Annotated in this window: 5 protein-coding genes; all 5 read left to right on the top strand. The window is 40.0% G+C overall.

The window, feature by feature from the left end:
- Positions 1-85 precede the first annotated feature (85 nt).
- Positions 86-1963, top strand: coding sequence for an FAD-dependent monooxygenase (locus FJR06_RS01710; RefSeq protein ID WP_015079725.1), 1878 nt, complete (start codon positions 86-88; stop codon positions 1961-1963).
- On the top strand, positions 1960-6207 hold the full coding sequence (locus FJR06_RS01715) for a non-ribosomal peptide synthetase (protein ID WP_168650502.1): 4248 nt from the start codon (positions 1960-1962) through the stop codon (positions 6205-6207). Before FJR06_RS01710 ends, FJR06_RS01715 begins: the two co-directional genes overlap by 4 nt.
- Before the next feature lie 54 nt (positions 6208-6261).
- Complete coding sequence (locus FJR06_RS01720) at positions 6262-7053, top strand: class I SAM-dependent methyltransferase (protein ID WP_168650504.1); 792 nt, start codon at positions 6262-6264, stop codon at positions 7051-7053.
- A gap of 35 nt (positions 7054-7088) precedes the next feature.
- Positions 7089-7826, top strand: coding sequence for an SDR family oxidoreductase (locus FJR06_RS01725; protein ID WP_168650506.1), 738 nt, complete (start codon positions 7089-7091; stop codon positions 7824-7826).
- Between the two features lie 165 nt (positions 7827-7991).
- Positions 7992-9806 carry an ABC transporter ATP-binding protein/permease gene (locus FJR06_RS01730; protein ID WP_015079721.1) on the top strand — a complete coding sequence of 605 codons (1815 nt, stop codon included), beginning with the start codon at positions 7992-7994 and terminating at the stop codon, positions 9804-9806.
- Positions 9807-10050 lie beyond the last annotated feature (244 nt).

Here is a 10050-nt window from a genome sequence, read left to right on the forward strand (position 1 = left end):
CTCAGATAGGGTTGGGGAATGTGGGGGGTGTGAAAGAATAATTGTTGGTGCGATTCGTTGTTATATTTTTATAAAATTTAAACCGATGAAAACAGTTAATTTTTTGTCTCATCTCAATGATTTAGGAATAAATGTCTGGGTGGAAAATGATAAGCTGCGTTATCGTTCACCCAAGGGAGTAATAATTCCAGAATTACTGCAAGAGTTAAAAGAGCGTAAAGAGGAATTAATCGCTTTCTTGCGCCAACAAGCGGAGGATTTAAATCAAGCAGAAACCTATGATGTCGTAATTTGTGGTGGTGGATTAGCGGGTTTAACTTTAGCAAGACAGTTAAAATTGCAAAAGCCTAATATGGCGATCGCCGTGCTTGATAAAATGTCTGGTCTTTCACCAGAAGCTAGTTTTAAGGTGGGAGAGTCAACGGTTGAAGTGGGAGCTTTTTATTTAGCGAATACTCTGCAATTAACCGATTACTTTGAAGAACAACATTTAGTTAAACTGGGATTACGATATTTCTTTAACAATAGTGCTACCAATTTCCAAGAAAGACCAGAACTAGGACTATCAGAGTTTCATGCTCCCAATTCTTATCAAATAGATCGGGGAAAATTGGAAAATGATTTGCGCCAGTTTAATATGGAAGCGGGAGTAGAATTACGGGAAGGTTGTTTAGTTAATGAAATTGCTCTCGCGGAAGGATTACAGCAACATCATAAAGTTGTTTATACCCAAGGTGATGGAGATAATAGAAAAAACAAAATCATTAAAGCAAGGTGGGTAGTTGATGCAATGGGTCGCCGTCGATTTCTGCAAAGGAAACTGGGTTTAGATAAACCTAATAATGATAACTTTGGTGCTGTTTGGTTTCGGGTTAATGGTCGCTTTGATATCGGCGATTTTGTCCCTAGCAGTGAAGAAAAATGGCATAATCGTGTTCCCAACAAAAATCGTTATTATTCTACGAATCATTTATGCGGTGAAGGCTACTGGGTTTGGACAATTCCTTTATCTACTGGTCATACCAGTATCGGGATTGTGGCTCGTCAAGACATTCATCCTTTGAAGAATTATTATAACTACGAATTGGCTTACCAATGGTTACAGAAAAACGAACCTGTTTTGGCTTGTCACTTAAAAGATAAAGAGCCTGAAGACTTTAGGAAAATGCCCAAATATAGCTACTCATCTAAACAAGTATTTTCCTCGAATCGTTGGGCTTGTGTGGGTGAAGCTGGAACATTTCCCGATCCATTTTATTCTCCAGGTACAGATAATATTGGATTTGGTAATTCATTAACGACCCAGTTAATCGCACTCGATTTGGAAGATAAACTTACCAAAGAAAAGGTTGAAGATGCTAATTATTTTTACATAAGCTATAGCGATGGGGTCACGTTAAATATTCAAAATGCCTATAACTGTCTGGGAAATGGGATAGTAATGGCGACAAAATTCATCTGGGATACTTTGTCAGGATGGACATTTAGTGGTTTGATGATGTTTAATTCTATCTTCCTTGATCAGGATTTTAGAACAAGAGTTCAAGAGATAAATAGCAAATTTTTCCCCCTTTCCTATCGGATGCAACAGTTATTTAGAGATTGGGCGAATAAATCTTTAAATCGGGTTAACTTTGAATTTATTGATTATTTAGCGATTCCTTTTGTTGATGAACTGCGAACCCGTAATTTAAAATCTAACAAAACTAAGTCGGAAATCATTGAAAATTATCTCAGTAGCCTCAAATTATTGGAGGAAGTGGCGCAAGTTATGTTTCACTTAGCCCTAGAAGATACCATGCCAGATATGTTATCTAAAGTTAACTCTAATTCATGGTTAAATGCCTGGGCAATTAGTCTAGATATTAGTAAATGGGAGGCGGATGGACTTTTTACTCCTAAGAGCGAACCGCGCAATTTAAACTTGATTAAACAACAGCTTTGGGAGGCAATTGGCAAGTGAAAGTAGTAGAGTTTTTATCTTATTTAAATAGTTTAGATATCAAAGTTTGGCTGGAGGAGCAGAAGCTACGATATCAGGCTCCCAAGGGAGTAATGACATCAGAAATTAAGCAAGCAATCGGGACTAGAAAATCTGAAATTCTGGACTTTTTAAAACAAGCAAAAACGCCGACGAATACTGCTGAATTAGCGATTATTCCTGTCTCACGGGATGAAGATTTACCCCTATCTTTTGCCCAACAGCGGCTCTGGTTTCTGCACCAGCTATCACCGGACAGCACTGCTTACAATCTGTTGGAGGCGTTGCGGCTAGAAGGTGCGCTAAATTTAGTGGCTCTGGAACAGAGTTTGACTGAACTGATTCGTCGTCACGAGATATTAAGAACTACTTTTCCCATGGTAGACGGAAAACCTATCCAGCGAATTGCTCCGCCCTCAACAGTAACCTGGCAAATCGAGGATTTACAGGGGTTATCTACAGAAGAACAAACGGCGCAATTTCGACAGATGGCGATCGCTGCTGCATTAAAACCCTTCGATTTGGCAGGAGAACCCCTAGTACAGTTTACGTTACTGAAACTGAGTCCCTATTCGTATATACTGCTGTTGAAGATGCACCACATTATCTACGATGGTTGGTCATTGAGTATTTTCTTCGGTGAATTATCTCAGTTATATGAAGCTTTCACTCAAGGTTTACCCTCCCCTCTAGCTGAATTACCGATCCAGTACGCGGATTTTGCCGTTTGGCAACGTCAGTGGCTCACAGGTGAAGTCCTAGATCGCCAACTGAATTACTGGCGAGAACAATTAGCAGGGTTAACTCCCATCTTGGAACTGTCAACGGATTATCCCCGTCCCCCAGTTCAGACTTTTCAAGGTGGGGTTGAGTGTTTTCAACTGGATCGCCACCTGACGCAACGCCTCAAGCAGTTGAGCCAGGAGTCAGACGCTACGCTGTTTATGACCCTACTAGCAGCTTTTTTGGTCTTAATTTCTCGTTATAGTGGTCAGTTGGATCTGGTGGTTGGCTCCCCCATTGCCAACCGCAACAGCAAGAGTGTCGAGCCGCTCATGGGGTTTTTTGCTAATACCCTAGCATTCAGGGGTAATCTCTCTGGAAACCCCAGCTTTCGAGAATTCCACGAGCAAGTGCGACAAACAACATTGTCCGCCTATGCTCACCAGGATTTACCCTTTGAAATGTTGGTGGAAAAGTTGCAGCTAGACCGCGATTTGAGTCGTAATCCCCTGGTACAGGTGCTGTTTTCTCTCCAGAATACCCCCCAATCTTCTAGCAATTTGTCAGGTTTAATTATCGAAAATATGCCCTTACCACTTGATGTCAGGGCCAGATTTGACTTGGAAGTGAACTACTGGGAAATTCCAGGAGGTCTGGAGGGTGTTTGGTGCTATAACTCTGATTTATTTGATGCAACCACAATTACTCGTATAGGGGAACATTTTCAAACTTTACTCCAAGCAATTGTGGCAAATCAAGAAATGCGAATTTCGGAATTACCACTGTTAAGTCCAGCCCAGCGTCATCAATTATTGGTGGAGTGGAATGATACACAAGTAGACTATCCCCATGATTTGTGCATTCATCAGTTGTTTGCGGAGCAGGTAGAGCGCAACCCGGATGCTGTGGCGGTGGTATTTGAAGAGCAACAACTTACATATCATGAATTAAATTGTCGAGCTAATCAGTTAGCGCATTACTTGCAGTCTTTGGGTGTGGGTGCGGATGTACTGGTGGGTATTTGTGTGGAGCGCTCTTGGGAGATGATTGTGGGATTACTTGGTATTCTCAAGGCGGGTGGTGCTTATGTGCCCCTTGACCCTGAGTATCCAACTGAGCGGTTGCGCTTTATGTGGGCAGATGCTCAAGTTTCAGTCTTATTAACCCAACAGCATTTAGTTGAGAAATTACCTGAACATCAAGTGCCTGTCGTTTGCTTAGATACCGACTGGCTGGTGATCTGTGAATCTAGTCCGGAGAGTCCAATCACTGAGGTGCAACCTGGTAACTTAGCTTATGTGATTTATACCTCCGGTTCTACTGGCACACCCAAGGGAGTAGTCGTCAATCATCAGGCTGTAAATCGACTCGTCAAAAACACTAACTATGTACAGTTAACACCTGATGACTGCGTTGCTCAAGCGGCAAATATTGCTTTTGACGCCGCAACCTTTGAAATTTGGGGAGCATTGCTCAACGGAGCAAAGTTAGTGATGATCACTAAATCTGTCTTACTTTCCCCTCAAGAATTTGCTGCCAATATCCGCGATCGCGAAGTCAGCGTCTTATTTTTAACCACAGCTTTATTCAATCAGTTAGCTAGTTTTGTACCACAAGCATTTAGTTCTCTTAGATATCTACTATTTGGTGGTGAAGCGGTTGACCCCCAATGGGTGCAAGAAGTCTTAGAAAAAGGCGCTCCAAAACAACTGCTCCATGTCTATGGTCCTACAGAAAATACCACTTTTTCTTCTTGGTATTTGGTAGAGGAATTAACAACGATCGCCACAACAATCCCCATTGGTCGGGCAATTTCTAATACACAAATCTATTTGTTAGACCAAAACTTACAACCAGTTCCCGTAGGTGTACCAGGAGAGTTACACGTTGGTGGAGCAGGTTTAGCACGGGGCTATCTCAACCGACCAGAGTTAACACAGGAGAAATTTATCCCCAACCCTTTTGATAATTCAAAATTATATAAAACCGGGGACTTGGCACGCTATTTACCTGATGGCAATATCGAATACTTGGGACGCATTGATCATCAAGTTAAAATTCGTGGCTTCCGCATTGAATTAGGCGAAATTGAAGCCGTACTTAGTCAACATGAGGATGTTCAAATATCTTGCGTCATTGTCCGCGAAGATACCCCAGGTGAGACTTGTACTGAGCGTAGCCGAAGTAAGCAGTTAGTCGCCTATATTGTGCCGCAAAAAGATGTCACACTCACAACTAGCGAACTGCGTCAGTTTCTTGGCAATAAACTACCTGGATACATGATACCAAGTGCTTTTGTGATGTTGGACTCTTTACCACTTACTCCTAATGGTAAAATAGACCGCCACGCCTTGAAAGCACCTGCTCACACCAGTAACTCCGATAGATTTATCGAAGTGCGTAATCAATTGGAATTGAAACTGCTGCAAATCTGGTCGAATATTCTTAAAGTTGACAAAATTGGGGTACAGGATAACTTTTTTGATTTGGGTGGTCATTCTCTTTTAGCTCCCTATTTAATGACTCAAATTAAGCAGCAGATTGGTAAAGATATTCCTGTAAAAGACCTGTTTCAAAACCCCACAATAGAACAGTTAGCAGCAATTATCCAAAAAGAATCCGATGATTCTTCTCCATCTTGTTTAGTAGCAATTCAGCCCAATGGTTCAAACTTACCTTTCTTCTGTGTTCCCGGTGCAGGGGGTAGACCTTTTTACTTCTATCACTTAGGACGTTGTTTAGGAGATGATCAACCGTTATACAGTTTTGAAAATAATCTGTATCAGGAATTAGGTGCGATTACTCATATTGAGGATATGGCTAGTATTTACATTGAAGCCATGCAAGCTGTTCAGCCACAGGGACCATACTTTTTAGGCGGACATTCTTATGGGGGAAATGTAGCTTTTGAAATGGCTCAACAGTTGCGTAACCAGGGACAGGAAGTTGCTTTGTTGGCAATAGTTGATTCTTCAGCACCAACCTATAAAGATAAACAAATGCTGATTGATTATATTAATTGGGATCATGCGAGGTGGTTAGTTGAAGTGAGCAAAGGCATAGAAGTTTATTTAGAAAAGAATGTGGATATTTCTTATGATACTCTGCAATCTTTGACTGTGGATGAGCAACTAAAATACGTTTTACAGTATTTCAAAATGGCTAATATGCTGCCTCCAAATGCTGAAATTACCCAGTTGACAAATATCGTCCAAGCTTATAAAAATAGTTGTTTATGTCTAGTTGATTATGTACCAAAACAGCCTTATTCAGGTAAATTGACAATTCTCCGCGCTAATGAGGATCTACCAGAAGACCCTAATGGTTATTTAAATGCTGAGGTTTCACAGGATTTATCCTTGGGCTGGAGTGAGTTTTCTAGCGAGCCAGTGGATATTCATTTTGTCCTCGGAAACCATATCACAATTATGGTTGAACCCCATGTCCAGGTTTTAGCCGAAAAGTTGAAAGCTTGTATTCAGCAAGCACAAACAAACATCTAAATGATGAGTGGGGTTGATCACAATGAAAACCAATATAAACAAGTGTGAGTAAAAATGGATAAAAACGAATTTATCAGTATATTTGACAGTTTAATTTTCAATACCTCGACTAGAGATTACTATGGTGAAAAAGAGTTTTTCAATGTGGGTTATTGGCACTCTGATACTCAAAATCAGCATGAAGCCTGTTTTAATCTGATGGAAAAGCTGTTAGAATTTATTCCAAGAAAGCAGGGAAATATCCTCGATGTTGGTTGCGGTTTGGGAGCAACTACCAGTCATCTCCTTAACTATTATTCCCCTGCGGATGTTGTGGGCATTAATATTTCCAGAAAACAAATCGAAAGAAGTATAGTTAATGCGCCAGGCTGCAAATTTATTTGCATGGATGCTGTGCAGATGGAATTTGAGGATGATTTTTTTGATAACATTATCTGTGTGGAGGCTGCTTTTTACTTTAACACAAGAGAGAAGTTTCTGAAAGAGGCAATGCGAGTATTGAAGCCAGGGGGAAATCTGATCCTCGCCGATCTCATTTTCGACACTACAAAGTATTTTGGTGATTTGATTGTTCCTGAAAATATTGTCAAAGATAAAGATATTGAAGATTATAAACGTCTTTATCAACAAGCAGGATTTCAGCCAATAGAATTTGTGGAAGCGACAGAGGTATGCTGGAAAATACACTACCGAGATTTAAAATCTTCGATTATAGAGGAATTTAACACAGGAAAGATAGATGAAGAAACTTATAATTTCAATGTGGTTGCTATAGATGCTTTGCTAGATTCTTCATCTATAGATTATTTGTTGGTTTCAGCAAAGAAGCCAGTAAACTTACTGTAATATTTTGTTCTGTTTTTATTTGATGAGGTAAGACAATGTTTCAGTTGCTATCAGGCAAAAAAGTGGTGATTATTGGTATAAGCTCAGGGATTGATTTGGCGATCGCCAAAAAAATGGTAGAAATGGGGGCAAAAGTTGTACTTTCCCACTCATCTCAAGAGAAATTAAATGAGGCGATGGCGTTGATTTCTCTGGGAATTGAGGGTAAAACTGTTGATTTGTTGAATGAGGATGCAGTCAATGGTTTTTTTGAGCAGATCGGCAATTTCGATCATTTGATTGTAACGGCGATGGGAGACAGAAATATGCCGCGCTCGCTTTTAGCAGAGATGACCACCGAAACGGCTCAAGGTGCGATGGATAAATTCTGGGGGACGTTCTTGGCTGTGCGTGGATCGTTGAAAAATATAGCGCCTGACGGCTCTATTACCCTCACATCCAGTGTCAGTATCTTCAAATCTTCAAAAATGGGCGGTATTTCCGCGATCGCCGCAGCGAATGGTGCTGTTGCGGTGTTTGGGCGCTCACTGGCCTTAGAAATTGCACCGATTCGGGTCAACGTGATTGCGCCTGGACTGATAGAAGATACAAGTATCTGGAGCAGTCAAAGCGAATCTGAACGCTCAGACCTGACAAAATGGGCGATCGCCGCCTTACCTGTCGAGCATCTTGGTCAACCTGAAGAAATCGCGCAAGCAGTGTTAAGTGTAATTACTAATCCCTATCTCACAGGGGTGATTTTGCCTGTGGATGGTGGTGTAACTTTACTTTGAATTGTCAGTAACCCAGCCCTAAAGGGACTGGGCTTGTAAGAGAAATCAAGCAAGCTGTACTGACCAGACCACCCTGAGCGGAGTCGAAGGGAGTCCACGGGTAGCCGTTATTTGAATGATTAATTTTTCATATTCAGCATTCATAATTTATCTTATTTCTAAAATATGCCAACCCAAGTTGTTCAAGCTCAACCCATAACAAATGCTTTTTCAGATTTTACTCAATTTTTGGCAGGTGTAAAAGCGATTGCGGCACCTTATTGGTATCCAACAAAGCAAGGTGAAAGAGCATTCTCAGACGTGATTCGTTCATGGGGAATGCTGATTCTCCTGATATTACTAATAATCGCGCTTGTGGGTATGAATGCTTTTAGTAGTTTCGTTAATCGTTATTTGGTCGATACTCTGATTCAAGAAAAAGATTATTCTAAGTTCATTAATACCTTATCAGTCAATATTGTTGTACTTGTTTTTGTAACGCTTTTAGTAGGATTTTCTAAATTTGTCAGAAAACAAATTGCTCTTGATTGGTACAACTGGCTCAATTATCATATTTTAGATAAATATTTAAGCAATCGTGCTTATTATAAAATTAACTTTAAAGCAGATATTGATAACCCAGATCAGCGTTTATCCCAAGAAATTGAACCTGTTACCACTAAAGCTCTGAATTTTTCGGCTACTTTACTGGAAAAAGTCCTGGAAATGGGGACTTTTTTCATAATTATCTTGTCAATTTCCCAACAGATTGCGGTTATTTTGCTTGCTTATACAATTATAGGTAATTTTATTGCCATTTACTTAAATCAAGAATTGACTAAAATTAATCAAGAGGAACTCGTATTTAAAGCTGACTACAATTATTCCTTGACGCATGTTAGGAATCACGCTGAATCGATAGCTTTTTTTCAAGGAGAACCCCAAGAATTAAATATAATTGCGAAGCGATTTAATCATCTTTTCAAAAATACCCAACGCAAGATAGGTTGGGAGAGAGGGACGGACATTTTTAGCAGAGGATATCAATCTATTATCCAAATATTCCCCTTTTTAGTACTTGCACCTTTATATATTAGAGGTGAAATTGATTTTGGACAACTGGGACAAGCCGCTTTAGCTTCTAATATGTTTGCTATTGCAATGGGTGAATTAATCAGTGAATTTGGGACTTATGGACAATTTTCTAGTTACGTTAAGCGTTTAACTGAGTTTTCAAATGCTTTAGAAGCAGTTACTAAAAAACCAGAGAATGTCAGTACCATTAAAACAGTAGAAGAAAACCATATCGCTTTTGATCATGTCACTTTACAAACACCCGACTATGAGCAGGTGATTGTTGAAGAATTATCACTTTCTGTCAAAGCAGGAGAAGGTTTATTAATTGTTGGCCCTAGTGGTCGAGGTAAAAGTTCTCTGTTGAGAGCGATCGCTGGTTTGTGGAATGCGGGGACTGGTCGTCTGGTGAGACCACCCTTAGAAGAAGTCTTATTTTTGCCGCAACGTCCTTATATAATCTTAGGAACTTTGCGCGAACAGTTACTTTATCCTAGTACAAATCGTCAAATACCTGACGCAGAACTGAAAGATATTTTGCAACAAGTTAATCTGCAAAACTTACTAAGTCGAGTCGATAACTTCGATACAGAAGTTCCTTGGGAGAACATATTATCGCTGGGAGAACAACAACGCCTTGCATTTGCACGACTGTTAGTTACTCATCCTAGTTTCACTATATTAGATGAAGCAACGAGTGCTTTAGATTTGAAAAATGAAGGTAATTTATATCAACAATTACAAGAGAGAAAAACAACATTTATTAGTGTGGGACATCGGGAAAGTTTATTTAATTATCATCAATGGGTTCTGGAACTTTCACAAAATTCCAGTTGGCAACTTTTGACTGTACAGGATTATCGGCGACAAAAAACCACAGAAATTGCCACTACTAGTTCTTTGACCCTTATTAAGAATAATGCTTGAAAAGGCTCATACTACATTATGAAGTGCAACTTTAGTTTCTTATCTGTTCCTTGTTCCCTGTTCCCTTTTTTTGTAAGATTGAAGAGGATGTTGGAAAAGTTTATGGCTAAGAGGTTGTTTGAAAAGTATTATATGAAACCCATAATCTCCAAAAACCTAACCCCCCTACCCCCCTTCCCTACAAGGGAATGGGGGTTTTAAAGCCTCTCCCCTGCAAGGGGAGAGGTTTGGAGAGGGGTCAGTC

The sequence above is a fragment of the Dolichospermum sp. UHCC 0352 genome (assembly GCF_009711925.1).
Taxonomy (GTDB): Bacteria; Cyanobacteriota; Cyanobacteriia; order Cyanobacteriales; family Nostocaceae; genus Dolichospermum; species Dolichospermum lemmermannii.